This is a genomic window from Halovenus amylolytica (genome assembly GCA_004015825.1).
GTDB classification, from domain to species: Archaea; Halobacteriota; Halobacteria; order Halobacteriales; family Haloarculaceae; genus Halovenus; species Halovenus amylolytica.
Genome location: SAYS01000001.1, coordinates 14,940 through 41,348, shown reverse-complemented (window position 1 = coordinate 41,348; position 26,409 = coordinate 14,940). Strand labels below are relative to the sequence as shown.

The window sequence follows — 26,409 nt, the reverse complement described above, 5'->3', positions numbered from 1 at the left end:
ATTTTAGAACCTACCCGAAACCTCTTATTGCCGAATCCCTTAATAAGGGTAATGACTGACACCGTGGACGACGTCGAACTGCCGTACGACGACGGTGCGTCCAAGCAGGAGAAGATCGAATCGTTGGAGGAACGGCTCGAAGTTCTCGAATCACAGAACGAGGACATGCGGGACAAACTCCTCGACGCGAACGCGGAGAACAACAAGTACCAGCAGAAACTGGAGCGATTGACTCACGAGAACAAGAAACTCAAGCAGTCACCGCTGTTCGTCGCCACAGTCCAGGAACTGACTGACGAGGGTGTGATCATCAAACAGCACGGCAACAACCAGGAAGCGCTGACAGAGGTCACCGAGGAGATGCGCGACGGGCTGGAACCCGACTCCCGCGTCGCGGTCAACAACTCGCTTTCGATCGTCAAATCGCTCGACGACGAGACTGACGTGCGTGCACGCGTGATGCAGGTCGACGAGAGCCCGGACGTCACCTATCAGGATATCGGTGGGATCAAAGACCAGATCGACGAGGTCCGCGAGACCGTCGAGATGCCGCTGAAAAACCCTGAGATGTTCGACGACGTCGGGATCACCCCACCGTCGGGTGTGTTGCTCCACGGCCCACCAGGCACTGGGAAGACGATGCTCGCCAAAGCAGTCGCCAACCAGACCGACGCCACGTTCATCAAGATGGCCGGCTCGGAGCTGGTCCACAAGTTCATCGGCGAGGGTGCGAAACTGGTGCGGGATCTGTTCGAACTCGCCCGCCAGCACCAGCCCGCCGTCATCTTCATCGACGAGATCGACGCTATCGCCTCGAAACGGACCGACTCGAAAACCTCCGGCGATGCCGAGGTCCAGCGAACGATGATGCAACTCCTCTCGGAGATGGACGGCTTCGAGGATCGCGGTGACATCCGCATCATCGCCGCGACGAATCGCTTCGACATGCTCGACCGCGCAATCCTGCGTCCCGGCCGGTTCGACCGCCTCATCGAGGTGCCCGAGCCGGACACCGCGGGCCGCGAGCAGATCTTCCAGATCCACACCCGGACGATGAGTGTCGCCGACGACGTCGACTACGCGGCACTGGCTGATCTCGCCGAAGGTGCTTCCGGTGCGGACATCAAGGCGATCTGTACCGAGGCCGGGATGTTCGCGATCCGCGAGGACCGGACCGAGGTCCGGATGACGGACTTCCGGGAGGCCTACGAGAAGATCAAGCAAGAAGAGGAAGACGAAGACGTCTCGCGAACCTTCGCCTGAGATCGATAGTCGATTTATCCGACGAGAGCGGACTGTTTTTGCTGACCGAGACCCGAACTGCTGCTATGTCAGACCGAGCGTGGAAGACACTGGCGAGTGAGATCGCGTACACCTGCGACGGCTTCGATATCGTAAACGAGCGCGTGAAACTCCCCGACGGCGAAGAGGGGGAGTTCGACTATCTCTCGAATCCGGAAAGTGTCGTCATCCTCCCCTTCACAGCCAGTGGGGCGGTCGTCGTCATCGACGAGTGGCGACAGGCAGTCAAACGGGAGAACCGTGGGATTCCCGCGGGCAGTATGGAACCGGATGAAGATCCCGAGCGGGCCGCTCGCCGCGAACTCCGCGAGGAGACCGGCTACGAGGCTGGCGAACTCGAAAGGCTGTGTGCGTTCGAGCCCTCCAACGGTCTTTCGAACTCCTATTTCCACTACTACGTTGCCCGAGACTGCGAGCAAAGCGGTGAGCAATCGCTGGACGTCAACGAGACTATCGACGTGACGACGACGAGTTACGAGGGCCTGATCGAGGGCGTTCGGTCGGGCGACATCCAGGACGGCCGGACGGCGACGGGCGTTCTCTACTACGAACTGTTCGAAGCGTGATCTCGCTGAACGAATCTATAATGCAAGATAATTATAAATCTGGGCGGCCAGATTCGATGTAGTTATAGGAATTTTGATACCACTGGCGGGGGTAGCTCTCTGGTGGGGATGCGATACACACACGAAGAGTCGCTAGAACGACTCAATGAGACCGTATCGAGTGGGGAACCAATCATCGGCGCCGGGGCTGGCACGGGGATGTCAGCGAAATTCGCCGAACGCGGGGGTGTCGATCTCCTGATCATCTACAACTCCGGGCGGTACCGGATGAACGGCCGGGGTTCGCTGGCTGGCCTGCTCCCGTACGGCGACGCAAACGAGATCGTCCTGGATATGGGGCATCAGGTGTTGCCCGTCGTCGAGGAGACGCCGGTGCTCGCGGGGGTCAACGGGACCGACCCCTTCCGGCAGATGGATGTCTTCATCGACGATCTCAAGCGCCGGGGGTTCTCGGGGGTCCAGAACTTCCCCACCGTGGGGCTGATCGACGAGGACAGCCAGTTCCGCCAGAACATCGAGGAGACCGGGATGGGGTACGACAAGGAGGTCGACATGATCCAGGAGGCCGCCGAGCAGGAGATGCTCACCTGCCCGTACGTCTTCAACGAACAGCAGGCCCGCGAGATGGCCGAGGCTGGTGCTGATGTCATCGTCTCGCACATGGGACTGACAACGTCGGGGGATATCGGTGCCGAGACGGCGCTCGATCTGGAGACGGCCGCCGAACGGGTGCAGGCCCACCACGACGCGGCCAAAGAAGTCGACGACGATGTACTGGTCATCTGCCACGGGGGTCCGATCGCCTGGCCTGACGACGCGGAGTACGTCCTGAACAACACGGAGGGTGTCGTCGGCTTCTTCGGTGCCTCCAGCATCGAACGGCTGCCGACCGAGCAGGCGATCGAAGATCAGGCCCGCGAGTTCAAAGAGATCGAGTTCTAACCATGTCGGAGTATTTCATCGAACCGGACGACGTGGAGAGTCAGGTCTTCGACTGGGGTGTGCTCAAGTGGCTCGGCACACCCGAGGTGACGGGTGGCGACCGGTTCAGCGCCGGCGTCGTGAAACTCGAACCGGGGAAGGGCCACGAACGCCACACCCACCCGGACAGCGACGAGATCCTCTACGTGCTCCGCGGGGAGGGCGAGCAGGAAGTCGCCGACGAAACCAGGGAGATCACGGCCGGCGAGATGGTGTTCGTCCCCGAAGGGGTCGAACACGGCACCGTCAACACCGGCTGGGAACCGCTACTCCTGCTTGCTGTCTACGCACCGCCCGGTCCCGAAGAGGTACTGCGAGAGCTTCCCGAATGCCAGATCGTGCCTGCTGGCGAACTGCCGACCGAGGAGAATATTCCTGAAACAGAGGAAAAACCATGAGTGTCGCCATTATCGGCACGCTGGATACGAAAGGCGAGGAGATCGGCTTCGCCAGAGATGTCCTCCGAGCCCAGGGAGTGGACGTCCACATCGTCGACACTGGCGTCGTTGGCGAGCCCGAACTCGAACCGGACACGACCGCGAGTGCAGTCGCCGAGGCGGCCGGAACGACACTGGAGACACTCCGCGAGAGCGGTGACCGCGGCGAGGCGATGGAAGCGATGGGCGAGGGTGCAGCCGCAATCGCCCGAAAACTCCACGAGGATGGCACGCTCGACGGCGTGCTCGGACTCGGTGGCTCCGGCAACACTTCGATTGCGACGACGGCGATGCGGGCGCTCCCTGTCGGTGTTCCGAAGCTGATGGTCTCGACGATGGCCTCCGGCGATACGGAGCCCTACGTCGGCTCCCGCGACATCATGATGCTGTACTCCGTCGCGGATATCGAGGGGCTCAACCAGCTCTCCCGGCAGGTCATCGCGAACGCCGCGCTGGCGATGGTCGGGATGGTCACCAACGATCCCGACGTCGAGGTCGAAGACCGACCGACGATCGGGGTCACGATGTTCGGCGTCACGACCCCCTGTGTTCAGCAGGCCCGTGAGATACTCGAAGAGAAAGGCTACGAGACGATCGTCTTCCACGCCACCGGAACGGGCGGGCGTGCAATGGAGTCACTGATCGAGGAGGGGATCATCGATGGCGTGCTCGACGTGACGACGACCGAGTGGGCCGACGAACTGGTCGGCGGCGTACTCAATGCCGGTCCCGAACGACTGGAGGCGGCCGGTGCAGCGGGCATCCCGCAGGTCGTCTCGACGGGCGCACTCGATATGGTCAACTTCGGTCCGCGCGACTCCGTTCCAGACGAGTTCGAGGGTCGAACCTTCCACGTTCACAACCCGCAGGTGACACTGATGCGGACGACAGCCGAGGAGAACGCCGAACTTGGCGAGATCATCGCCGGGAAACTCAACGCCGCCACCGGACCGACAGCGCTCGTACTACCGCTCGGTGGTGTCTCGGCGATCGACGTCGAGGGTGAGCCGTTCCACGATCCCGAGGCAGACAGGGCGCTGTTCGACGCGCTCCGCTCGGGGATCGACGACGACGTCGAACTCGTCGAGATGGAGACCGACATCAACGACGAGGCCGTCTCGCAGCGACTCGCGGAGACACTCGACGAGTACATGCGGGCAGTGGGTCGGGGCCCCTGATCTCTGGGTTGCGGCCCCAGACCACAGCGTTGAAGCGACATCCCGGGATAGGTACGGGTAATGACGCTTCGAGTGACGAACTCGCTTACCGGCGAGCGCGAGGATTTCGACCCCGACGAGGAGCCGGTCTTGCTGTATTACTGTGGGCTGACGACCTCCGACCCCGCACATCTCGGCCACGCCCGCGGGTGGGTCCACGTCGACGTGATGCACCGCTGGCTCGAAGAGCTCGGCTACGAGGTCCGCCACGTCGAGAATTTTACTGATGTGAACGAGAAGATCGTCGCCCGCGTCGGTGAGAGCGGCGACAGCGAGGCCGACGTCGCCCGGTCGTACATCGGGACGATCATCGACGATATGCGCTCTCTGAATCTCAAACGCGCAGAGGTCTACCCCCGGGTCTCCGAACACATCCCCGAAATCATCGACCTCGTCGAGCGACTGGTCGACCGGGGCTACGCCTACGAGGCCAACGGCTCGGTGTACTTCGACGTGACCAGTTTCGAGGACTACGGCAAACTCTCGAACCAGGACGTCGAGGAGATGGAAGCACAGGGTAGCCCAGACGAGCAATCAGAGAAGCGCAACCCGGCGGATTTCGCCCTCTGGAAAGCGGATGGTGTCGAACCCGAGGAGATCGAGGACCACCAGCACGGTGGGGCCGCACCGGCAGCGGATGCCTGCAAAACTGCCCAGACCTGGGACTCTCCGTGGGGCGAGGGTCGCCCGGGCTGGCACATCGAGTGCTCGGCGATGAGTATGACTCACCTCGACGAGACGATCGATATCCACGTCGGCGGCCAGGATCTCGTCTTCCCACACCACGAAAACGAGATCGCACAGAGCGAGGCCGCGACCGGTGACACCTTCGCGCGGTACTGGCTGCACGTCCGCCTGCTCGAAGCCCCAGACGACGAGAAGATGTCCTCCTCGCTGGGGAACTTCGAGTCCGTCGCCGAAGCCATCGAGCACTACGGGCCGAACGTCGTCCGGACCTTCCTGCTGTCGACGGCCTACCACAGCCCGGCGACCTACAACTCGGAGACGGTCGGCGAGGCCGAACAGCGCTGGGACGCGCTCGAACGGGGATACGAGCGAGCCAGAGAGGCTGTGGACAGTATCGACGCACGGACCAAAGTCGAATCCGAATCGCTCCGGACGGCCGTCGAAGATACTCGGTCAGATTTCGAAGATGCGATGAACGACGATTTCAACACTCGTGGCGCACTGACCGCGCTGCGGGAGCTGACCAACGCCGTCAACGCCCACCTCGACGACGTCGAGGAGTACGACTACCGTGCGCTCCGGGAAGCGATCGAAACCTTCGAACGGCTCGGCGGTGAGGTACTCGGGCTGGCATTCGGCGACAGTGCGGACGACGGCGATGTCGAACTGGCCGAGGATCTGGTCGAACTGGTTCTCGACGTCCGCGAGCAGGAACGGGCGGCTGGCAACTACGACCGTGCTGACGACCTGCGCGCCGATCTCGAAGCGCTCGGTGTCGAGGTCCAGGATACCGACGACGGTCCCGAGTTTCGACTCGGATAGCGCTCCGGCTGGTGAGAACCGACGCTCCGGGGTCCAAGGGTGCAAACTGATAAAAACGTATGCTTGCTAACAGATACTAGACGATGAGCCAGAGGGACCCAGACTCGAATGTGAGCGTGTACATCCTCGTTGGCCTCCTGATTATCGTCCTCGGGGCGGCGATTCCCGTGATCGCCGCGGAGCGGACGGTCCTCGACTCGGATCACGCTGTCGAGACGATGGCGGACGAAGACGTCTCTGACAGGACCACCGAGGCCTTCCAGGAGAAACTCCGTGAGGTGATCCGCGAGGCACTCGCGGAGGATCCGTCGGTCGATCAGGAGTCAGACCCATTGCTCACCGACGAGGAGATCCAGGGCATCGCCGAGACGTCTCTCACCGAATCATACGTCGACGCCGAGCTGACTGGACAGTTCGAGCGCACGTACGAATACATCTACGGCGACCGCGACGATCTCGCGCTCGTCTTCGATCTCGGGGAGCCAAAACAGCGCGCGATCGCCGAGGCCGAAGCCGTCGAGCGCGAAGCCAGGGCCCAGCGAGGGCCGGGCGTCACGAACCCCGAAGCGGTCCCCGACGATCGGCTGGTGATCGGATCGTATCTGGCCGAGGAGTTCCCGTCGGAACAGAACATCACGACCGGTGGTGAGCCACCCGGTGAGATCGAGACTGCCGCTACAGCCTCGGGCACTGTCGGAATTCTCGTCTGGCTGCTCCCGGTTGTCGCAGCCTTGCTTCTCGGGGTACTCTACTACCTGAGCAGATCACTCCATCGCACGGGTGAGGCAGCGGGCGCTGCGTTCGTCGCTGCCGGCCTGCTGGGGCTGCTCGGGAGTGTCGGCGGTGGACCGATCGTGAGAAGTCTGGTAGAGGGTCGGCTCACACTCGAAAACCCGGAGTTCGCATCACTCTCGGATGGTGTGGTCGCGATGGTCGGCGACCTCTTCGAGCTGATGTTGCTCCTGTCCAGTGTTCTCGTGATCGTCGGCGTCGTCGTTCTCGGTGTCGTCTATGCCGACGAACGCGGCTACTTCGACTCGCTCACCGGCGGAGCGGAGTCCTCTGGACGGCGTGAACCGACTGACCAGGCACAGCGTGACGGGTACCGGGAGTCCACGAACCGCGAGAACACTGGTGGGGATCGGGCCGGGTACGACGAGCGTGGGTCTGCCACCGCTGAACGCGAATATGTCGGTGCAGACGACCAGTCTGCAGTTGGAACAGACCAGTCACTGGATGAGACTGACCAGTCACTCGGCGAGCCCGACCACTCGTCGGAGGCCGACGAACTCGATGGGTACAGCGACGACGAATCCGCTGCTGGCGCAGTAGAGAACCAGACGGCGGAGAGCCAGGACGAGACGGCAGAGTACGATCCCGACCAGTACGACGAACACGGGTTCAAGCGCGACAGTACGGAGAAATCCGACAACGGAGACCGCTAGAATATCCGTGCGCCGTGGCCGATTTTCGTCTGGTACACCCGCGCGTTTGCCCCGTGTGATTCGAAGGCATCGATCATCGCGAGCCCCACATCCCGCTGAGCCGGCGCCGTGCAGGCCGCGATCACCGTCGGTCCGGCACCGCTGATCGTCACGCCGGTTGCGCCGGCCTCGAAGGCAGCCTCCCGGACCTCGTCGTAGCCGTCGATGAGTTTCGCGCGAGCCGGCGTCACGACCGAATCGTACATCCCCTCACCGACGAGTTCGGGATCGTCGCGGTGCATACCCGTCGTGAGCGTCGCGGCGTTGCCGACCGTTTCGACCATATGGGTAACACTCGTTCCCTCTGGGACGACACGGCGTGCATCACGGGTCGAGACGACGATTTCGGGGAGACAGGCGACGAGCGGGATCTCCGCGTCGACTTTCGTCACACCGCTGTCTGTGGCGATCGTAAAACCACCCATGATCGCTGGTGCGACGTTGTCGTCGTGGGCCTCGCCGGAGACGACAGCCTCGCCCTCGGCTGCGATCGGGACCAGCTCCTCGCGGGAGTGGCCCCGGTCGTACAGTTCGTTGAGCGCGACCGCGGCACCCGCTGCGCTGGCGGCCGACGAGCCAAGTCCCGAGGCCGGCCGGACACCCTTGTCGATCTGGATGTGTGCCGGCGCGTCGAGTTCCTCTGCGACCGCGCCGACGGTGTTCTTGTCCGGGTCTTCCGGGATGTACTCGCTTCCCGCACCGGTTACGTCGATCGTCGTTTCGGGGGCTTTCTCCACCGTTATGATATCTGCAGGGTGGGAGAGAGCCACACCGAACACGTCGAACCCGCTCCCCAGGTTCGCACTCGTCGCCGGTGCCCGGACTGTAACCATACATCCCGTTGCTTTAGTGAGCGGAAAAAGGTAACGAGACCGCACGACAGAAACTGGTCGCCCAGATTAGAGGACCGAGTAGCCCGCACCGGCAGTCAACGCAACGACGCCGAGGAGGCCCGCGAGCGCCAGATAGGTGATCGCGCGTGGCTCCTCACGCATGTGCATATACCAGCCCGCGACGGTAACCGCTTTCAGTGCCGACAGCACCAGGATGGCGATAAATGCGATCCAGTACTGTGCCTCTAGCAGGCCGACGAATTCGAGTGCTGCCTGCGTCGTCGAGACTGCCATTAGTGCGCCGAATATGATCGTGTATGTTCGTATTGATGTCATTGATAGTCACCTAGAGGATGTAGAACAGCGGGAAGAGGAACAGCCAGACGATATCGACGAAGTGCCAGTACAGGCCGAAGTACTCGATCGTCTGGGCATCCTCTCCGTCACTCCAGTACGCACCTGTGTACGCCCGGGCGACCAGGAACAGCATGATCAACATGCCGACCACGACGTGGGCCGCGTGCAGCCCGGTCGTCAGATAGAACGTCGAGGCTGCCGGACCGGAGTCGAACTGCCAGCCCTGGTGGATGTAGAGATCGACCCACTCGATGCCCTTGTTGAGCAGGAACAGAGTCGCGCCGACGAACGTGACTGACAGCGCCGTCACTGTACCCCGCCTGCTACCGCGTTTGGCGTAGGCGAGTGCGAGCACGACCGTGAAACTGCTCGCCAGCAGCAGGTAGGTGTTGAGCAGCCCCGGCCAGACCGGGTGGTGTGTCAGCCCGTTGTTGTGGGCGATATCCCACCACTGCGTCCAGTTTGCCCGGATTCGCATGAAGATATAGGAGCCGATGAAGGCGCCAAAGAGGATGATATCGGAGCCGATGAACACCCACATCCCGAGTTTGGTGTTCGAGACACCCTCGAACGGCCACTGTTCGGACATCGTCGGTGTCGGGACGTGGAACGACTCGTAGCCCATCGCGACCAGCGTTCCCAGTCCCGAGGTGATGCCGATCAGCGAGATCCAGAAGTACTGGTTCGCCTCGGCGAGTCCTCCGGGGATGCCGTGGTGGAGATGGAACACGAGAGCGAACAGTGCCAGCAACGGCACCGCCGCGCCGACAAACGCACCGTGGAGATGTGTGTACCCGTCACTGCGAGCGCCGAAGATCCCGATGAAGGCGACGAAGGCCGGAATCGCGAAGAGGAACGGCCAGACGAAATACGACGCCTCGAGCCCGGAGATGCCCAGTCCGAGGATCAGCGCCGTGAGACTCATTCCCAGCGGCCACCAGCTCGTGTGATCTGCGTGTTGTTCGTGGCTCTGCGCTGCATGTGCAACGCCACCGTCAGTCGCCGCCGTCTCGGTCCCGCCGTCGGTTTCCGCCCTGTCGAGGAAGCTGAGCTTCCCGGTTGCGAAACTCGGCGTCCCGGGGAAGTTACCCTCCGGCGGTGGCGAGGAGACGGCCCACTCTGCAGAGCCGGTGTAGGCCCACGGGCTCTCGTCGACCACGCGGTCACTGTAGAGGCTGACGAAGAGGTTGTAGAACATGATCAGGAACGAAAACCCGAACAGGAACGCGCCGACTGTCGCCATCTGGTGCCAGATGGTGAAGCCAGTCTCGAACAGTGTGATGTTCGTGAACGGGATCTCAGGTGCGACCGTTCCGCTGTAGTGGAACCAGCGTCGTGGCGTATCCCAGACGACGAACATCGGGAAGTAGAGCAGATTGAACCCGACGAAGGCGGCCACGAAGTGTACCTTTCCGAGGAACTCGTTGTACATCTTCCCCGTGATCTTCGGATACCAGTAGTAGATCCCGCCGACCAGTGCCACCGCACCCGAGGCCATCGTGTAGTGGAAGTGTGCGACGACCCAGTAGGTGCCGCGGAACGAGTAATCGAGGACGATCGCGCCGAGGAACACGCCCGTGATGCCACCGATGATAAACAGCACGATCGCGCCCAGGACGAACAGGAACGGGGTCTTCCAGCGAACCTGACCCTTGATCATCGTGTATATCAGGGCAAAGACCATCAGGTCGAACGGTAACGAGATCCCGATCGTCGTCACCATTATCACCGTCTTGATTGGCAGGTTGATGGCCGTCAGGAACATGTGGTGCATCCAGACGATGAAACTCTGGATCGCCACGAGCGCCATCGCGATGATGAACCACTTCCGCCCGACGAGGCGACGGCCGGAGAAGGTCTGGACGACCTCGGCCATGACGCCGAGTGCGGGGAAGAAGACGATGTACACCTCGGGGTGGCCGAAGAACCAGAACAGATGTGTCCACAGCAAGGAGCCACCCTCCTCGCTGCCGAAGTAGCCCGTTCCAACTTCACCCGCGAAGACGTGATCGAACGAGAGCAGCATGAGCGCCGCCAGTAGCGCCGCGAAGGCGAACAGCATCATCCAGACCGTCAGCAGGATGGAGATGCTGAAAAGCGGGATGTCGCGCATCCGAAGTCCTTCGGCGCGCATCCGGTACATCGTCGTGATGAAGTTGACCGAGCCGATCGTCACCGAAGCGATGAACAGCGCGAGCGCGAGGATCCCCGACATCGAGCCGAGTTCGGCAACCGGCGGAATAAACGCCGGCAGGTTCAGTGGCGCATACAGCGTCCAGCCGGTCGGTAGCGAGGAGCCCTGGAAGAACGAGATCCCGAGCAGGACGCCCGAGAACAGATACAGCCAGTAGCTGACCGCGTTCAGCCGCGGGAACGCCAGGTCGTCGGCCCCGATCTGTAGCGGGACCAGATAGTTCGCCAGCCCGAACGCAAAGGGTGAGAGGAACCAGAACACCATCAGCAGTCCGTGTGCCGTCACGATCTGGTTGTACCCCAGATCAGTGAGGATAAAGGGGCCGGACTGCCAGAGCTGCATCCGAATCATGAACGCGAGGATCCCACCGAAGACCAGGAAAAACAGCGACGTAATCATGTAGAGGATCCCGACATCCTTGTGGTTGGTCGTCACCAGCCACCGTTTGACCGAGGATTTCGGTGGGAGATGCCCCCCGTCGTCTTGGCTGCCTGTCTCGTGGCTATCCGTGCCGCCGTTCGTGTGTACGTCTTCCGTCATTGGGAATCACTCTCCATGAATTCGAGGTCACTCTCCGAAGTCCCGTCCTGTGCGAGATACCACTGGCGGAACTCGTCGGGTTCGAGGACCACAACGTCACCGTGCATGTTGGAGTGGCCCTGTCCACAGAGTTCGTAACAGTTCGCCCGGTAGACGCCCGTTTTCTCGGGCTGGAACCAGGTCTGGGTGTAGTCACCTGGCATCGCATCGGTCTTCGCTCTGAACTCCGGGATGCCGTAGTTGTGCATGACATCCCGCGATGTCACATTTAACTGTATCACTTCTCCCCTCGGCACCACCAAGGCGTCATCATCGGCCTCGACACCGTCGATGTTGACGTCGTAGTCACCACTCTCGAGGCCGCTCCCCGTATACTCGTAATCCCAGCCGAACTGGTAGCCAGTCACCTCTATTTCGAGTGCGTCTTCCTGGTTCTGGCTGGTATCTTCGACAGCGAGAAGCAACGAATACGAATAGATAATTAGTCCCAGAACGAGGAAGGCGCTGAGACCGAACGACATGAACAGTTTCTTTCCGCCGCCTTTGCCCTTCCCAGTCGGAATCTCGCCACGCTGTGGCCGCGAGACATCGTAATCCCCCTCGAGATCTTCCTCTTCGATGTCGTACCGACCCTCGGCATCTGCACCGCCGGAGCGGTACTTGTACGCGTTATACACCATATACGTGATAACGAGTACACCGATCAGTGTCCCAAGGGCGACAAACACATCGTAAAGGCTATCGAACACGTTCACCTGTGTCTGATCAACTTGGGCAACCGGCGCGTGCCGGAGTGCGGACGAGAGTGTGATTCCGGTTCCCAGCATTCTTGTCGAGATTACGGTTATCGTGTCTTATGCATTTCGGAAGCTGGCAGTCCTGTGGGGTACATTTCGCGGATCCCAACGAGAGTGACCGGTCTGCAGAACCCTCGGGCAGTACGGTCCCGACGCACTTATCCTGATTGCTCCGGAGGATGCGATATGGAACTCGTGGAGTCGACCTGGACCGAAGCAGACGGGGCTGACACCGACCTCGCAATTCTCCCGGTAGGAAGCACGGAACAACACGGCCCGCACGCGCCGCTCGGAACGGATCTATTTACTGCGCAGGCCATCGCTAGGGCGGCTGCCGAGGAGACTGCGGCCATCGTCGGGCCGACGATCCCGGTCGGCATCGCAGCGGAACACCGCCACTTTTCGGGCTCGCTGTGGGTCAGTGAGGATACGTTCCGCGCGTACGTCCGCGAAACCTGTGAGAGTCTCGCCTCTCATGGCTGGGATCGAATCGTTCTCGTCAACGGTCACGGCGGCAACGTCGCTGCACTCCGTGAACTCTGTGGCCAGCTCACGCGGGAGGGCACGGCGTACGCAGTCAGCTTCACCTGGTTCGATGCCGTCGACCCCGCGGACCTGGGTGCACCAGCGCTCGAAATGGGCCACGGCGGCCCACTCGAAACCAGTCTGCTCCAGCATCTCGACGGGGAACATATCAGGACCGACCGCCTCGAAACAGCAGCGGCAGGCGCGGCCGACCGGTGGGGCGAGTGGCAATCCGGTATCAACCTGGCCTACGATACAGTCGAGTTCTCGGACAACGGCGTCGTCGGTGACCCGAGCGGGGGCTCTGCAGAGCTGGGTGCGAAACTGCTCGACGCTGCGACGGCACAACTCACTGAACTGCTCGCTGTCGTCGAACAGCGGGACCGCCACGGTTCGAACTAGCGGCGAGTAATCGCTGCTTGCGGCCGGGGGATCGAGGGCTATGCCTCTGCAGCGGAGGAGTCGGAATCAGCTTCGACATCTGCTTCGGCGTCTTCGAGTGCCGATTTGAGCTGTGGAATCGTCTTCGTCAGCTCGCTAACCTGCTCGCTTGCGGTCTCGATATCGGTGAAGGTCTCCTCGACGGATTCGATCTCTGCGGCCAGATCCTCGGCATCGTCGAACGCGTCGGCCTCTTTCCCCATCGCGTACCACTTCTTGGCCTCGCGGAGATGCTTCTCGGCCTCCGCTGGCTCCAGCACCGTGCTCAGACCGTTGAGCACACCCAGCGTATTGTCGGCGTCCGTCTCCCAGAGTTCCTCCGCATCCGGCAGTGCCTCGCGTGCGTCTGCGAGTGACGATTCGACGTCCTCGCGCATCTCGGAGGCTGCCTCGGTGAATAGCTCTTCGTCGTCGAGCGTTGATTGTGCCATGACAACACGTAGGCTGCCGGAGGTATTAAAAAGACGCCTGAAAGTGAAAGTGAAACTGTCGATACAATCTCCGTGACATGGTGGCTATCTTCGAACTGTGTCCAGAAAGCCAAGCCATTTCTTGTAATCTTCGATCATGGCGCTTCGTGATTCGTCCCCGTAGTTCGGACGGCGGATCGTATCGAGTGCATTCAGTGCCCGGTCGAGACCGTTGATCTCTACGACGAGTTCCTCGGCTGTCTCGTGATCGATCGGTTCGTTTTCCAGGCGGTCGAATCGGCGCTTGCGTTCTGCTTTCAGTACTCGCTTCGCTTCGGTGATCTTCTCCTTCGCTTCGGGTGGAATCCGGTCGATTTTCCGTGTTTCGATCAGAAACTCCGCGAGTTCGAGTTCATCGCCGCCGACGGTTATCGTTTCCGGGATTTTCACTCCGACTGTCGAGCCCTCGGACTGGACCTGACTGATGTATTCCCGTCGATCCTCGTCATCCATACTCTGCATTTTGTGGATCGGATACAAAGTGACTTCTCCTTTCTCCCATCTCGATACGGTGCGCATCGTGGTGGCTCGGAGCAAACGCGGTGTCCTCGCGAGTGAAGCGAGCGAGGGCTCGTTAGACGAGCGCAGCGAGTCTAACGGTGGGGCTGGGATTTGAACTCGATGCCAGACGTGCTCACTCCGTTGCGCGCGCCTGCCGTAGTTCAAATCCCAGCGTAGACGCGTTGCTCCTCGCGTAGTCGCTCGGAGCAAACGCGGTGTCCTCGCGAGTGAAGCGAGCGAGGGCTCGTTAGACGAGCGCAGCGAGTCTAACGGTGGGGCTGGGATTTGAACCACGCCGAGACGGTCGGCCTCGCTGCGCTCGGCCGCTGCGACTCGTCTACTTCAAATCCCAGCGTGACGCATTTGCTGCTCACGAGTTGTTCGCAGCAAAATGCGGTGGGGCTGGGATTTGAACCCAGGAGTCCTCTCGGACATTTGCTCTCAAGGCAAACGCAATAGGCCGCTCTGCCACCCCACCTCAGTTCACTCTCTCGCTGCCGACCCCTAAGACCTGTCGAATTCGACGCCGTCCGACCCGACCGACAGTCCCCACTCCTCGACGAGCGCTGTCGTCCGCGGCGGGACGAGCTTTTCGGCCCGATTGCGCGCCCGGAGGTAACTCAGCGCGGTCGGGAGATCCGCCGGCCCTTCGATGATTGGTGTCATCGGCAGAAAGGAGACGTCCAGCCCGGCGTCGACGCTGCGCTCGGTGAGCGTCTCGACGGCCGGCGGCGCGTAGCTGTCGGTGAAGTCAATCGGCTCACCGAATGCCGCAAAATAGACCCTCCCGTCTGGTGCCGGCCCGAGCACCACGTCACTGGAGCGCAACTGCATCGCCGACTGGCCGATGTGCTCGCGGCGCATAAACGCGGCCGTCGGTTCGATGACCGCCGAGGTCGGCTCGCCTTCCGATTCGAGCAGGTGGGTGAGCGTGTTCCCGACACGGCCCGCGTAGCTCTCTCCGACCTGGACCTCGTACCGGACGTCGCCGGGATCGGTCAGCTCCTCGTCGAGCAGTTCTCGCAGTGACGCCTCCGGATCGACACCGTCGGGTATTGCCTCGGGCTGGCGGTAGTTGACCAGCAGTTCTGCGCCGCCGTGCTGGACCGAATCACAGACGTCTGCGACCAGCGCGCGATAGAACGCCACCTGATTGTCAGTCGAAACTTGCTCGGGTAACACGGCGGGCGCACACTGCTCAACTGGGGGCTCGGCCAGCACGGCGATGGTCGTCATACTCCCCCCTCGGTGCCGGATTCCCTTGGGGTTTTATATCACGCGGTCGGAATGGGAGTCATGAACTGGCTGCGAGTGCTCGGCGGCGCGGCGGTCCTCTGGATCACGACAGTTTTCGGTGTCATCGTCGCGAGTCTGTTCGTCTCGAACGATCTGTTTCGTGGTTCTGGGTACGGGGGTGCTGCTGGGGTCGCACTCGTCGTCATCTTCGTCTGTTTGCTCGTGGTCGTCGTCGCGGGGCGGCCGAGTCGCTTCTGGAAGCGGACGCCGTACTGGTGATTGAGGGTGTCTCTTGTTGTGGGGGTCCGTTCTTCATCGTCAACTTATTTTCTTCTTACTGTCCACGCCGGGTGAACCGCATTACGGATTTCAGGCCGAGAGATGCACAGGGAGGCGGGAATATGCGATCGTATCTTTCTCGGATTTCGCGATCTCAGGAGTTGCGGTCGATCCAGTCGACCCATTTTTCGAAATCGTTTGCCCCACATTGGCTTGCAATCGATCGGTACGTTGCCTGCGAAATTTGATCCGCATCTGTCAGTGGGACGGTTACAGTTCGGACCTCGTCTGTTTCCGGATGCTCGTACCTGAGTTTCACGTGACTCCCAGTCCGGTCGACCGGTTTGTACTTTTTCGACCGGAGTGCTTTGATTATCTCACGACCGGAGAAATCTGCATAGGCCATCGCGTCTTATTCGAGCCACGCCGGTGGTGAGGAATCCTCATCGATACTATCGGGATCGATGCCGATCTCTTCGAAAAATGCGTCTTCGTCCTCAATCGCCTCTCCTCCCCCCTCGTGCAGTGCGAGCGCATCCGCGAGCATCGCAAGCGCCTCCGACTTGGATCTGCCCGACGATGCGACTCCCGTTTCGATGTCACGTGCCGTCACGAGGTTGTCCTCGTAAATGAACTCGACACCCTCGTCACGGCCGTCTTTCACGCTGCTGCTCATTACGTTCGAATAGGTCGATTTCTTATATAAGGATTCGGCTGAGACAGATCTGATAGTGATTATTCTTCGATCGCCTCCAGTTTTTGCAGAATCTTCGTGTAGAGATTCGGAGCGACGTACCACCCCTGTTCGATCATCGAATCGATGACAGTCCGACCTTCCTCGGGAGTGATCACACCGCCGGAGACTGCCGAGAGTACGACGAACGCGGTTCCGCGAGTTTCGATCCCCTCAACGTCGGCGGCGGATCGACCCACCGCTTCGTCCGTGACCGCGATTCCGTCACGCGAGTGTGCGCACGCGGGGACTGCGACGTCGGCACGGCTCAGCCCGGGATTGCGCCCAAGCCGATCGGCAACGGGTAACTCCTCAACTTCCACAGCTTCGAGCGTACCGTCTTCGACTCGCCGTTCGATTCGGCGTGCGCCGGTGTATCCTGCCTCGATTCCCTTGGTGACAACTTGCTGGTACACTGCTTCGGGGACGAGACACACCCCGTCGAGGGTTTCGATCAGTCCCAGTCGCTCGACTTTCGCCAGATAGATCAGCGGCGTGGCGTCGAAAACCCAACTCACAGTTCTTCGAGGTCAGCTTCGAGGTGGTCACTCGACACCCACGCAGTGTCGGATTCCTCGATTAGGCGTGTGAACTCCCAGACCGAGCAATCCGCGAGTTCGGCCGCCTTCGACAGCGACAGGTCGCCGTCTGCGAACTGTTCGAGGGCGCGCTCTCTGCGCCACGCTTCGAGTCCCTCGGCGAGGAGTTTTCTGACTGCCGTACTCCGGTCGAGGCGCTCGCTTTCGAGATACGCTTCGAGTTCCGCTTCGAGGTCGTCCGGAACTCGTGTCGAGATTGTTCCCACGGTGTATACTTTGTATATTATATAAACAAGCGTTTCGGTCGGCGAGACGACTCAAGACTGATTTTTATCCCTTCTTATATACTCTTGGAGGACGCATGAGCTTAATGTAGCAACGGCAGTGTGGCGGTGCTTTGGACCACCATCACGCTCGGTGTCGCCGTTGCGAGTTTGTTTCTAATGATCTGTTTCGCGGCTCCGGATACGGGCGTGCCGGGGCTGTTGTGCTGGTTACTTTTGTTGTAAGTTTTGCGTTGTTTGTCGCGGCTGGGCGTCCCGGGGGAAACTGGAAGCGGACGCCGTACTGGTGAGTTATATTTATATTTGTGAAATATACTCAGATAATATAAACTAAATTATATTATTAGATACGTCTATTTAAACTTCACTCTCAGTATAAGCATTGATAGTGATCGTACCATCGAAGTCATCAAGTGCATCGGCCGGTCCGCCTTCTCCTAATTCGTCCGTAATCCGGAAAATGACACCAACACGCTGGAGAGAGCCACCTGGTCCAATTTGTGGCAGATTATTGGATCCTGCTCCCTGGGTATCCTGGTTTAGAGTAACACCCGCTTCCGGTGGAACTGAGCCACCATCTGCATCTGCGTAGATACTCATTCCTTCAGGAAGACCAGTAACTCCTACATAGACTTTTTGTGTTCCCTGGTTTTCTATTGTAAACAGATCCCGGATAATCGTCTCTGCGTTCTGATTCAGTCCCCCACCGTCTGTATCGGTTTCACTGAAATCAAGACTAAGCGTCCCGCTGGATCCATCATCGTGCACGTACTCATTGCCGTTGGGCGTGTCATTCCCCTCTAAACGTAGGAAAGCATCTGCATCGTTGGCCACATCAATCTGCACACTCCGGTCCGCTTGGACACTTGTAAAAGCACCTGTCCCTAGTCCAGCCGCCCCGGTGGCGGCGAGCGATCCCATTCCGAGCAGTAGTTTGCGTCGTTCCATAGTTTCTCTCACTTCGTTTTCCACGCCCGCGCTTGCCGCGGACGCGTCACTCCAGACAACAACACACACCCCCTTTTGTATGAGCACGATGCATAATCCACAACGAACTCATTCCAGCGAACAACCTCTCAATTCGAGAACCACGATTCGAGCCCGATACGAAACATCGTCTCGATACCACAGACTGGTTTTGATTGGAATACTTCAATATTAAGTATAAGAATAATTATACAAAACATCACTCCGTTGTATTCGGCTAGACCACTCTCTACGGCGAAATAAGGTCCTCTTAGATCCTGTAACACTGTCCTATTTCCCACAAAAACTATCCGAAATAAAACCATACACGGCTTACCATTTTGAATCTGGGTGACAACGAGACCAATACTATATGATGGTGGTGTGTCACAATCTGTTGCCGGTCGCCGGCTTGGGACAGGGCATCTATGAGTTCAAAACAGACTGCGGAGACGATTACGAACGGCGAAACACCACCGACAGTGGAGCCGGATTCGGAAGGTAACGATTCGGAATTGAGTCGAGACGAACTCTTCGAAGTGCTCGGGAACCGACGACGCCAGTACGTGCTGGCATCGCTGAAACACTCCGAGGACGGCGAAATCGACTTCTCTGAACTGGTTACGCGCGTCGCTGCACTGGAAAACGAGGTGCCACTCGATCACGTCGAGTCCGACGATCGCAAATCGGTCTACGTCGGGCTCCGGCAGACACACCTGCCGAAGATGGACGACTACAATCTCGTCGAGTACGACCGTGATCGGGGCACCGTCGAGATCGACGACGCTGCGGAGAAAGCCCAGATGTATCTGGAGTACGTCCCGGAAAACGACATCCCCTGGGCCCACCACTACCTGGGATTGAGTACGATCCTCGGGGTGATCACCGCGCTCACCTGGCAGGGCGTCTTCCCCTTCGGCAATCTCGATGGGATGGCCATCGCCGTCATCAGCGTTGCCGTCTTCGGCGCGTCGGCTGTGGTCCACTCGGTTCACACCCGGCGGAACCGACTCGATCGAACGAGCGGGGCTGGTGAACTCGAAATCAAATAAAATATATGCTTCGTCGAATCGCTGTCGTTCTGTTCGCACTGGCAGTTGTAGTTACTGTCTCGGGTACAGGTGCATACAGCGCCACTTCGGCCGACCGCGGACTCACGGTTGACGTCGTCGACGACGACGAGGCGTACGTGGGCCACGATCCCGGGGAAATCTACGCCGTGAACACGACCAATCAGACGACAACGGAGACACTGGTCACCGTCACGAACCGGTTCTCGTCGCCGGTGGAACTGACCGATGTCGAAGTGCATTCCCACCCCGGGCTTATGATCGAAGTCCTCGATGAATCTGGACAGATCGAATCGGGCGAATCTATGGATATCAACGCAGCAGTACTTCACTGCGATGAGGAAGCCATGTCCATGGACGTTGGAGTGTCGGTGACCGTCGACGGTGACGATGTCGCTGCAACGCTCGACGGCGACACAGAAACACGGACTGCGAACGTGAGCTGTTCGCCGTAGCTGTGGACGGAGTTGGACGGCGTCGTCCAGCTCCGACACAGTGACGACCCGCGTTCCATTCCGCAACAACCAAATAGGCTATCTTGTTAGTACCGGACGATTGAGGAATGCCTGACCAGAAGGTACTACGGCAGATCAAAGAATCCGAGGCAGAGGCCGACGAGATCATCGAGGAGGCCCGCGAGGAGGCCGACAAAATCCGGACGGAGGCCCGCGAGGAGGCCGAGCAGATCCGGACGGAGGCCCGCGAGGACGCCCAATCCGAGGCTGAAACGCGGATCGAGGAGGCCCGCGAGGAGATCGAAGACCGACGCCAGGAGATAATCGAAGAGGGTGAACAGAGCCGGGAGAACTTCCAGGAGCAGGTCGACGAAAACGTCGACGACGTGATCGAGTTCGTCCTCGACGAGTTCAGGGAGGAGATCCATGCTCAGACCTGAGCAGATGTCGAAGCTCTCGGTTACAGGCTCGAAACGCGTCATGAGCGCTGTAATCGAGGCACTCCACGAACGGAAAATCGTCGACATCACCGACTACGATGGCTCCTGGGAGGGGTTCGAGCCTGGAGACTCACTTGAAGGTGCAGACGAGGTGTCGAGTCAGCTCGTCACTGTCCGCGCACTCCAGAACATTCTCGACCTCGACGAATCCGAGGTCGGCCCGACGACGACAGTCGATCTGACGAACGCTGACGAACGGCTCGAAGAGATCCGCAAGGAGGTCAACGACCTCGACGACCGGCGCGACGAACTCCGTGGCCGGCGGCGGGATATCGACGACCAGCTCGAACAGATGGAGCTGTTCGCCGACCTCGGGATCGACCTCGAACTGCTGTGGGGCTACGACTCGCTCGACGTGCTCGTCGGTGAAGGCGATGCCGACGAGATCGATGCCGCACTCGAGACGGCCGAGGAAGTCGATGCGTACGAGATCTTCACCGGCAGCGACTCGAACAGCGTCGCCATCTTCGCACAGGTCGAGGAAGGCGAACGCCTGGACGACGCCCTCGTCGGCGTCCAGTTCGCGGCGACCGACGTGCCTGAAAAAAGCGGCGACCCCGAGTCGAACGTCGCCGAACTCCAGCAGGAACGAAGACAGATCGAAGCCGAACTGGAGAAAATCGAAAACGAACTCGAAACGGTCAAACTCAACTCCGGAAACTTCCTGCTGGCACTCGAAGAGGAGCTGACGATCGAGGCCCAGAAGACCGAAGCACCCCTGCGTTTTGCGACGACAGAGCGCTCCTTCATTATCGAGGGCTGGGTACCGACCGAAAAGTACGACGAGCTCGCAGACCAGCTCAACACCGAAGTCGAGGGCCAGATCGAGATGTCGGAGCTCAAGCGCGCGCAATACACCGAAACCAGCGGCCACCAGGAACAAGAAGTCCACGACGAAGACGATGGCCACGGTGGCGCTGCCGCAGACGGTGGACAGCCTGTCGACGCGGAGCCAGACACCGCGGACGAAGTCGTCACAGACGGTGGGCACTCCGATGGCGACCTGGTGACTGTCGAGGACGAACCGCCGGTCATCCAGCGAAACTCGAAGATCGTCAACCCCTTCGAGATCCTCGTCAGGGCGGTCAATCAGCCGAAATACTCCGAGTTCGATCCGACGATCGCACTGTTCCTGACGTTCCCGCTGTTTTTCGGCTTCATGATCGGCGACGTGGGGTACGGGCTCCTGTACGTGCTGATCGGCTACGCCGTCTACAAGAAATTCGACACGGAGGCGCTGTCGAATTTCGGTTCGATCGTCGTCTGGCTCGGACTGTGGACGATCGTATTCGGGGTTCTCTACGGTGAGATCCTCGGACTGCACTTCCTGGAGTGGTTCGACATCCACCCGGTCATCGAGAAAGGAATCTCGGATCGTGAGTGGGCAGTCACGTGGCTGTTGATCTCGGTTATCGCTGGCTGGATCCACCTCAACATCGGCTATCTGTTCAACTTCGTCGAGGAGTATACAGTCCACGGAGCCAAGCCAGCGGTCGTCGAGGTCGGTTCGTGGCTGCTGATGCTCAACGGGCTCTGGGTGTTCCTGTTCAGTAAAGTCGGTGCCGGTCCCGCCGAGGCAAATCCAACCAAACCCAGCTTCCTCGCCGGCCCCGACGCCTACCTCAACGCGGGGCCACTCGGCTTCGGGTTCACCGGGTTCCCGGAGATTATGGGGCTGATCGGCCTCGCCCTCTTCGTGATTGGCATCCTGATCTTGCTGACGGGGCCGTGGTACGAGGTCGTCGAATTCCTCGTCCCACTGGCACACACACTCTCGTATACGCGCCTGACCGCAGTGTTGCTCGCGAAGGCCGGGATGGCCCTCGCGGTCAACCTGCTGTACTTCGGCGCGTACCGGGACGAAGAGGGCTTTCACTTCATGCATTACACCACACCTGACCAGGCCCACAGCGAGGTCGTCTTCGGTGGGCTCTCGAATATGGGGTCACAGGTAGCAGTGGGCCCGCTCCAGATCGGTATCGAGGGTGCAATACTCGGGATTCCAGTGTATCTGCTCGGCCACGTCGTCGTTCTCGCAATCGGAGGAACAGCGGCAATACAGGCTATACGGCTGGAATACTTCGAGTTCTTTGAGAAGTTTTATGAGGGCGGTGGCAAGAAGTATGAACCGTTCGGACACGAAAGAACGCACACGACAGATAACTAAACTTACACACACATACCCATGATTGAAACACTTCCTGAACTCGCAAACGTTGTACTGCAAGGAGATACCGTCACCGGATCGCCGGCACTCGAACCATCGGCTGCTGCGGCAATCGCTGTCGGGCTTGCAGCAATCGCAACGGGGTACGCACAGCGCGGAATAGGGTCTGCCGCTGTCGGTGCCGTCGCAGAGGATAGCGACAACCTCATCTCCGGGCTCATTTTCACTGCGATTCCGGAGACGCTGATCATTATCGCGTTCGTTACCATCTTCGTGGTGTAACGTCTCTTCCAACCACTCAGTTATGACTTTGGAAACTGTTGTCGAGGACATCAAAGAGCAAGCCCGCGCGCGTGCGGAGGAAGTCCGTGAGGAAGCCGAAGCCGAGGCCGAGGAGATCCGCAGTGAGGCCGAGGCCGACGCCGAGGAGATCCGCGAGGAGATCCTCGAAGACGCGGACAGACAGATCGCACAGGAACGCGAGCAGAAGCTCTCGAGTGCGAAACTCGAGGCAAAGCAGGCCCGCCTCGAAGCACGACGAGAAGTACTCCAGTCCGTCCGTGCGGATGTCGAAGACGAGGTCGCAACCCTCTCGGGCGACGACCGTGAGGAGCTGACCGAAGCGCTGCTCACCGTCGCAGCCGAGGAGTTCGGTTCGGATGCGAGTGTCAGCGTCTACGGCCGCGGGGACGACCAGGAACTGATCGAAGAGCTCCTGACGGAGTACGACGAGTACGAGTACGCCGGCGAGTACGACTGTCTCGGCGGTATCGTCGCAGAGAGCGACGAATCTCGCGTCCGGGTCAAGAACACGTTCGATTCGATCCTCGACGAAGTCTGGGAGGACAATCTCCGTGAAATAAGTGACAGGCTCTTCGAGCAATGAGCGCCACAGGTAGCTCCAACCCCGAGTACGTCAACGCACGCGTTCGGTCGCGGCGAGCGGCGCTGTTCGCCGAGGAGGACTACCGGAAGCTGGTCCGGATGGGGACCGGCGAGATCGCACGGTACATGGAGGAAACGGAGTACAGTGCGGAGATGAACGAACTCGGGGCGCGACACAGCGGCGTCGATCTCATCGAGTACGCGCTGAACCAGAATCTCGCGAAACACTTCAACGATCTGCTGGAGTGGGCCGACGGCCCGCTGCACGAGATGATCGCGAACTACCTCCGGAAGTTCGACGCCTGGAACGCCAAAACGGCGATCCGCGGCGTTTACTCCGGTGCCAGTGCGGACGATATCAAGACGGACTACATCCGTGCCGGTGAGTTCGGCGACGATCTGCTGGACCAGCTGGCGGCCGCAAACTCCGTCGAGGAGATCGTCGAACTCCTCTCGGATACGATCTTCGAGGAGGGGCTGGCCGACGCCTACGAGGAGTACGAAGAAAGCGACGTGCTCGTCCCACTCGAAAACACGATGGACAAGACGTTCTACGAGCACCTGCTCGACGTGGCGGACGGCAGACAGGCCCCCAACACGCCGCGAGGGCTGTACGTCGAGGTACTCCAGGCCGAGATCGACTTCCGAAATATCCGGAACGCCTTGCGGCTCTCACGGACCGGAACGGACCTCGACCCCGACGAGTACTACATCGAGGGCGGCAAACTGTTCGACGAAGGCGAACTCCAGCAGCTCGTCGGCAGTTTCGACGATCTCGTCGAACACATCCGAGAGAGTCCCTACGGCGACGAACTCTCGGCCGCGCTGACCGATCTGAACGAGGCCGATAGCCTGGTTTCCTTCGAGCAGGCACTCGAAGCGGCGCTGCTCGAGTATTCGGATACGCTCTCCTATACCTACCCGGTGTCGATCTGTTCGGCACTCTCCTACATTCTCGCGAAGGAACGTGAGATCGAGAACATCCGGGCGATCGCCCGTGGCCGTGAGGTCGGACTCTCGGTCGAAGAGATCGAAACCGAGATGGTGGTACTATGAGCCAGGAGATCGCCGTCATCGGCAGTCCGGAGTTCACGACTGGCTTTCGGCTCGCTGGCGTCCGAAAGTTCCAGAACGTCCCCGACGACGAGAAAGACGAACAACTCGACGACGCCGTGACGGAGACACTCTCCGACGACGGTGTCGGGATCGTCATCATGCACGACGACGATCTGGATCATCTCTCGCGGGGGATTCGAAGCGACGTCGAGACGAGTGTCGAGCCGGTCGTCGTGACGCTTGGTGGCGGCACCGGCGGCGGTGCCCTGCGCGAACAGATCAAGCGAGCAATCGGTATCGACCTGATGGAGGAAGACGAAAACAATGAGTAAAGCAACAGAGTCTGACGTCCGTGAAGACGGCGTCATCGAAGGCGTTAGTGGCCCTGTCGTGACCGCGAAGGATCTGGACGCGCGGATGAACGACGTTGTCTACGTCGGTCACGAGGGGCTGATGGGCGAAGTTATCGAAATCGAAGGGAACCTGACGACGATCCAGGTCTACGAGGAGACCTCCGACGTCGGTCCCGGTGAGCCGGTCGAATCCACCGGCGCACCGCTGTCAGTCGACCTGGGTCCCGGGATGCTGGATACCATCTACGACGGTGTCCAGCGACCACTCGACGTGCTCGAGTCGAAGATGAACTCGGCGTTTCTCGACCGCGGGGTCGACGCGCCGGGGATCGACCTCGAGCAGACGTGGGAGTTCACCCCAACCGTCGACGAAGGTGACGAGGTCGAAGCAGGCGACATTCTCGGCACGGTTCCCGAGACGCCCAGTATCGAACACAAGGTAATGGTCCCACCCGACTCCGAGGGTGGCGAGGTCGTCAGTGCCGAAAGCGGTACGTTCACCGTCGAGGAGACGGTCGTCGAACTCGACAGTGGCGAAGAGATCTCGATGCACCAGGAGTGGCCGGTCCGAGAGGCCCGCCCGACGGTCAACAAGAAGAGCCCGAAGAAACCGCTGGTCAGTGGCCAGCGGATTCTCGACGGACTGTTCCCGATCGCGAAAGGTGGGACGGCCGCGATTCCGGGGCCCTTCGGCTCCGGGAAGACGGTCACCCAGCACCAGCTCGCCAAGTGGGCCGACGCGGATATCGTCATCTACGTCGGCTGTGGTGAGCGTGGCAACGAGATGACCGAAGTGATCGAGGACTTCCCCGAACTGGAAGACCCGACCACGGGCAACGCCCTGATGGATCGGACCTGCCTGATCGCGAACACGTCGAACATGCCCGTCGCGGCGCGTGAGTCCTGTGTCTACACAGGGATCACCATCGCGGAGTACTTCCGTGACATGGGCTACGACGTGGCGCTGATGGCAGACTCCACCTCGCGGTGGGCAGAGGCGATGCGAGAGATCTCCTCCCGACTGGAGGAGATGCCCGGTGAGGAGGGCTACCCGGCCTACCTCGCCGCCCGCCTCTCGCAGTTCTACGAGCGAGCCGGCTACTTCGAGAACATCAACGGCACCGAAGGCTCGGTCACCGCGATCGGCGCGGTGTCGCCGCCCGGCGGTGACTTCTCGGAGCCAGTGACCCAGAACACGCTACGTATCGTGAAGACGTTCTGGGCGCTGGATGCCGACCTCGCGGAGCGTCGGCACTTCCCGGCGATCAACTGGAACGAGTCCTACTCGCTGTATCGAGACCAGCTCGATCCGTGGTTCGTCGAGAACGTCCAGGAAGACTGGCCGGAGAAACGCCAGTGGGCGATCGACACACTCGACGAGGAGACGGAGCTCCAGGAGATCGTCCAACTCGTCGGGAAGGATGCGCTGCCGGAGGACCAGCAGCTCACGCTGGAAGTCGCGCGCTACCTGCGTGAGGCCTACCTCCAGCAGAACGCCTTCCACGACGTGGACATGTACTGTGAGCCACAGAAGACCTACCGGATGCTGGACGCCATCAAGACGTTCAACGACGAGGCCTTCGACGCACTCGATGCGGGCGTTCCGATCGAGGAGATCATCGAGGTCGATGTCGCACCGCGGCTCAACCGTATCGGTGTCCAGGAGGACTGGGACGAGTACATCGACGAACTCGAATCGGATCTCGAAGCGCAGATCCGGGAGCTGTACTAA

The 26,409-nt window shown here is 60.3% G+C and carries 30 protein-coding genes and 1 tRNA gene; 18 read left to right on the top strand and 13 right to left on the bottom strand.

Going from position 1 to position 26,409, the window contains the following annotated elements; translation table 11 throughout:
- Window positions 1-51: 51 nt before the first annotated feature.
- From pan1 to EOW68_RS02175, 7 genes are all read left to right on the top strand, one after another.
- Window positions 52-1,263, top strand: coding sequence for a proteasome-activating nucleotidase Pan1 (gene pan1, locus EOW68_RS02205; protein WP_128223546.1), 1,212 nt, complete (start codon window positions 52-54; stop codon window positions 1,261-1,263).
- A gap of 65 nt (window positions 1,264-1,328) precedes the next feature.
- Window positions 1,329-1,868, top strand: coding sequence for an NUDIX hydrolase (locus EOW68_RS02200; RefSeq protein ID WP_128223545.1), 540 nt, complete (start codon window positions 1,329-1,331; stop codon window positions 1,866-1,868).
- 108 nt (window positions 1,869-1,976) lie between these two features.
- Window positions 1,977-2,810, top strand: a complete 834-nt coding sequence (locus EOW68_RS02195) for a phosphoenolpyruvate hydrolase family protein (protein WP_128223544.1) — start codon at window positions 1,977-1,979, stop codon at window positions 2,808-2,810.
- Between the two features lie 2 nt (window positions 2,811-2,812).
- Entirely contained in the window at window positions 2,813-3,247 is a 435-nt protein-coding gene (locus EOW68_RS02190; protein WP_128223543.1) for a cupin domain-containing protein, read from the top strand.
- On the top strand, window positions 3,244-4,464 hold the full coding sequence (locus EOW68_RS02185) for a Tm-1-like ATP-binding domain-containing protein (protein ID WP_128223542.1): 1,221 nt from the start codon (window positions 3,244-3,246) through the stop codon (window positions 4,462-4,464). The genes EOW68_RS02190 and EOW68_RS02185 overlap by 4 nt, the downstream gene beginning before the upstream one ends.
- A gap of 60 nt (window positions 4,465-4,524) precedes the next feature.
- Window positions 4,525-6,012 carry a cysteine--tRNA ligase gene (cysS, locus tag EOW68_RS02180; protein WP_128223541.1) on the top strand — a complete coding sequence of 496 codons (1,488 nt, stop codon included), beginning with the start codon at window positions 4,525-4,527 and terminating at the stop codon, window positions 6,010-6,012.
- An 83-nt stretch (window positions 6,013-6,095) separates the two neighbouring features.
- Window positions 6,096-7,457 (top strand): hypothetical protein, encoded by a 1,362-nt coding sequence (locus EOW68_RS02175; RefSeq protein WP_128223540.1) that lies wholly within the window; start codon window positions 6,096-6,098, stop codon window positions 7,455-7,457.
- Here the strand turns inward: EOW68_RS02175 and EOW68_RS02170 are convergent.
- The 4 genes from EOW68_RS02170 to coxB form a co-directional block, all read right to left on the bottom strand.
- Complete coding sequence (locus EOW68_RS02170; RefSeq protein WP_128223539.1) at window positions 7,454-8,329, bottom strand: homoserine kinase; 876 nt, start codon at window positions 8,327-8,329, stop codon at window positions 7,454-7,456. The genes EOW68_RS02175 and EOW68_RS02170 overlap by 4 nt on opposite strands.
- Before the next feature lie 66 nt (window positions 8,330-8,395).
- Window positions 8,396-8,665 carry a cytochrome C oxidase subunit IV family protein gene (locus tag EOW68_RS02165; RefSeq protein ID WP_128223538.1) on the bottom strand — a complete coding sequence of 90 codons (270 nt, stop codon included), beginning with the start codon at window positions 8,663-8,665 and terminating at the stop codon, window positions 8,396-8,398.
- A 10-nt stretch (window positions 8,666-8,675) separates the two neighbouring features.
- The gene (locus tag EOW68_RS02160; RefSeq protein WP_128223537.1) at window positions 8,676-11,420 is read right to left on the bottom strand and encodes a cbb3-type cytochrome c oxidase subunit I; all 2,745 of its coding nucleotides are present in this window, start codon (window positions 11,418-11,420) and stop codon (window positions 8,676-8,678) included.
- On the bottom strand, window positions 11,417-12,247 hold the full coding sequence (coxB, locus tag EOW68_RS02155) for a cytochrome c oxidase subunit II (RefSeq protein WP_128223536.1): 831 nt from the start codon (window positions 12,245-12,247) through the stop codon (window positions 11,417-11,419). The genes EOW68_RS02160 and coxB overlap by 4 nt, the downstream gene beginning before the upstream one ends.
- A gap of 156 nt (window positions 12,248-12,403) precedes the next feature.
- On the opposite strand from coxB, the gene EOW68_RS02150 reads away from it, so the two are divergent.
- Window positions 12,404-13,144: a creatininase family protein gene (locus tag EOW68_RS02150; protein ID WP_128223535.1), complete on the top strand. Its 741-nt coding sequence runs from the start codon at window positions 12,404-12,406 to the stop codon at window positions 13,142-13,144.
- A gap of 38 nt (window positions 13,145-13,182) precedes the next feature.
- Here EOW68_RS02150 and EOW68_RS02145 read toward each other — a convergent pair whose 3' ends face one another.
- From EOW68_RS02145 to EOW68_RS02130, 4 genes are all read right to left on the bottom strand, one after another.
- Window positions 13,183-13,614, bottom strand: coding sequence for a DUF5790 family protein (locus EOW68_RS02145; RefSeq protein ID WP_128223534.1), 432 nt, complete (start codon window positions 13,612-13,614; stop codon window positions 13,183-13,185).
- Window positions 13,615-13,698: 84 nt separating this feature from the next.
- Entirely contained in the window at window positions 13,699-14,106 is a 408-nt protein-coding gene (locus tag EOW68_RS02140; RefSeq protein WP_128223533.1) for a DUF5788 family protein, read from the bottom strand.
- A 442-nt stretch (window positions 14,107-14,548) separates the two neighbouring features.
- Window positions 14,549-14,632 (bottom strand) — tRNA-Ser (locus EOW68_RS02135).
- A gap of 26 nt (window positions 14,633-14,658) precedes the next feature.
- Entirely contained in the window at window positions 14,659-15,390 is a 732-nt protein-coding gene (locus tag EOW68_RS02130) for a hypothetical protein (RefSeq protein WP_128223532.1), read from the bottom strand.
- A 60-nt stretch (window positions 15,391-15,450) separates the two neighbouring features.
- Here EOW68_RS02130 and EOW68_RS02125 point away from each other — a divergent pair, with 60 nt between their 5' ends.
- Complete coding sequence (locus EOW68_RS02125; protein WP_128223531.1) at window positions 15,451-15,669, top strand: hypothetical protein; 219 nt, start codon at window positions 15,451-15,453, stop codon at window positions 15,667-15,669.
- 154 nt (window positions 15,670-15,823) lie between these two features.
- On the opposite strand, the gene EOW68_RS02120 is transcribed toward EOW68_RS02125, so the two are convergent.
- The 5 genes from EOW68_RS02120 to EOW68_RS02100 all read right to left on the bottom strand — a co-directional run bounded on the left by EOW68_RS02120 (window position 15,824) and on the right by EOW68_RS02100 (window position 18,173).
- Complete coding sequence (locus tag EOW68_RS02120) at window positions 15,824-16,075, bottom strand: type II toxin-antitoxin system HicA family toxin (RefSeq protein ID WP_128223530.1); 252 nt, start codon at window positions 16,073-16,075, stop codon at window positions 15,824-15,826.
- Window positions 16,076-16,081: 6 nt separating this feature from the next.
- Entirely contained in the window at window positions 16,082-16,345 is a 264-nt protein-coding gene (locus tag EOW68_RS02115; protein ID WP_128223529.1) for a type II toxin-antitoxin system HicB family antitoxin, read from the bottom strand.
- A gap of 59 nt (window positions 16,346-16,404) precedes the next feature.
- Window positions 16,405-16,920 carry a PIN domain-containing protein gene (locus tag EOW68_RS02110; protein WP_128223528.1) on the bottom strand — a complete coding sequence of 172 codons (516 nt, stop codon included), beginning with the start codon at window positions 16,918-16,920 and terminating at the stop codon, window positions 16,405-16,407.
- Complete coding sequence (locus tag EOW68_RS02105) at window positions 16,917-17,207, bottom strand: UPF0175 family protein (RefSeq protein ID WP_128223527.1); 291 nt, start codon at window positions 17,205-17,207, stop codon at window positions 16,917-16,919. The genes EOW68_RS02110 and EOW68_RS02105 overlap by 4 nt, the downstream gene beginning before the upstream one ends.
- Before the next feature lie 375 nt (window positions 17,208-17,582).
- Window positions 17,583-18,173 carry a DUF1102 domain-containing protein gene (locus EOW68_RS02100; protein ID WP_128223526.1) on the bottom strand — a complete coding sequence of 197 codons (591 nt, stop codon included), beginning with the start codon at window positions 18,171-18,173 and terminating at the stop codon, window positions 17,583-17,585.
- 446 nt (window positions 18,174-18,619) lie between these two features.
- Here EOW68_RS02100 and EOW68_RS02095 point away from each other — a divergent pair, with 446 nt between their 5' ends.
- The 9 genes from EOW68_RS02095 (at window position 18,620) to EOW68_RS02055 (ending at window position 26,409) form a co-directional block, all read left to right on the top strand.
- The gene (locus tag EOW68_RS02095; RefSeq protein ID WP_431358699.1) at window positions 18,620-19,243 is read left to right on the top strand and encodes a DUF7344 domain-containing protein; all 624 of its coding nucleotides are present in this window, start codon (window positions 18,620-18,622) and stop codon (window positions 19,241-19,243) included.
- A gap of 5 nt (window positions 19,244-19,248) precedes the next feature.
- Window positions 19,249-19,716, top strand: coding sequence for a hypothetical protein (locus EOW68_RS02090; protein WP_128223525.1), 468 nt, complete (start codon window positions 19,249-19,251; stop codon window positions 19,714-19,716).
- 107 nt (window positions 19,717-19,823) lie between these two features.
- Entirely contained in the window at window positions 19,824-20,156 is a 333-nt protein-coding gene (gene ahaH / locus EOW68_RS02085) for an ATP synthase archaeal subunit H (RefSeq protein ID WP_128223524.1), read from the top strand.
- Window positions 20,143-22,383 carry a V-type ATP synthase subunit I gene (locus EOW68_RS02080; protein ID WP_128223523.1) on the top strand — a complete coding sequence of 747 codons (2,241 nt, stop codon included), beginning with the start codon at window positions 20,143-20,145 and terminating at the stop codon, window positions 22,381-22,383. Before ahaH ends, EOW68_RS02080 begins: the two co-directional genes overlap by 14 nt.
- 18 nt (window positions 22,384-22,401) lie before the next feature.
- On the top strand, window positions 22,402-22,665 hold the full coding sequence (locus EOW68_RS02075; protein WP_128223522.1) for a hypothetical protein: 264 nt from the start codon (window positions 22,402-22,404) through the stop codon (window positions 22,663-22,665).
- 22 nt (window positions 22,666-22,687) lie between these two features.
- On the top strand, window positions 22,688-23,269 hold the full coding sequence (locus EOW68_RS02070; RefSeq protein ID WP_128223521.1) for a V-type ATP synthase subunit E: 582 nt from the start codon (window positions 22,688-22,690) through the stop codon (window positions 23,267-23,269).
- Entirely contained in the window at window positions 23,266-24,324 is a 1,059-nt protein-coding gene (locus EOW68_RS02065) for a V-type ATP synthase subunit C (protein WP_128223520.1), read from the top strand. Before EOW68_RS02070 ends, EOW68_RS02065 begins: the two co-directional genes overlap by 4 nt.
- On the top strand, window positions 24,321-24,656 hold the full coding sequence (locus tag EOW68_RS02060) for a V-type ATP synthase subunit F (RefSeq protein WP_128223519.1): 336 nt from the start codon (window positions 24,321-24,323) through the stop codon (window positions 24,654-24,656). The genes EOW68_RS02065 and EOW68_RS02060 overlap by 4 nt, the downstream gene beginning before the upstream one ends.
- Window positions 24,649-26,409, top strand: a complete 1,761-nt coding sequence (locus EOW68_RS02055) for an ATP synthase subunit A (protein WP_128223518.1) — start codon at window positions 24,649-24,651, stop codon at window positions 26,407-26,409. Before EOW68_RS02060 ends, EOW68_RS02055 begins: the two co-directional genes overlap by 8 nt.